The following is a 774-nucleotide window of genomic DNA, read 5'->3' on the forward strand; positions in this document are numbered from 1 at the left end:
CCCCGAGATCTAGTTGGCTATGGCCAACACACCCCGAAAGATGTTTGGCCAAACGGCGAACGGGTTGCTGTGCAGTTCGTTATCAATTATGAAGAGGGCGGCGAAAACTGCATTCTCCATGGCGACGCCGCATCCGAAGCCTTTTTGTCTGAGATGATCGGTGCGCCAGCGCTTGAAGGTGTCAGGCACATGAGTATGGAATCGATTTACGAGTACGGCAGTCGTGCGGGTTTTTGGCGATTACACAGGCTGTTTACAGAGCGCAATTTGCCGGTCACCGTTTACGGGGTAACGACCGCCCTAGAGAAGCACCCAGAAGCTGTTCAAGCAATGAAAGACGCAGATTGGGAAATTGCAGCACACGGCTATAAGTGGATCAACTATCAATTTATAGATAAAGACGAAGAGCGCCGTCAGGTCCGCGAAGCCATCAAGAAACATGAAGAAATTACAGGCGAGCGGCCTTTAGGCTGGTACACCGGACGAACAAGCCCAAATACACGTGATCTGGTTTACGAAGCAGGCGGTTTTTTGTATGACGCAGACTCCTACGCAGATGACTTGCCGTATTGGGTATATGACTACGAACAGCCGTATTTAATCGTGCCTTACACGCTTGATACAAATGATATGCGCTTTGCGACAAACCAAGGCTTTAACTCAGGCGATCAATTCTTTACCTATTTGAAAGATGCCTTCGATATGCTCTACGCAGAAGGAGCAAGCGCACCAAAAATGCTGAGCGTCGGCCTGCATTGCCGTTTAGTTGGACGC

The 774-nt window shown here is 49.7% G+C and carries 1 protein-coding gene; it reads left to right on the top strand.

What is annotated here, in order from left to right:
- The coding region (gene puuE, locus A3750_RS00810) for an allantoinase PuuE (protein WP_068547937.1) at positions 1-774 on the top strand (774 nt) is incomplete at both ends.

The organism is Oleiphilus sp. HI0079 (assembly GCF_001635105.1).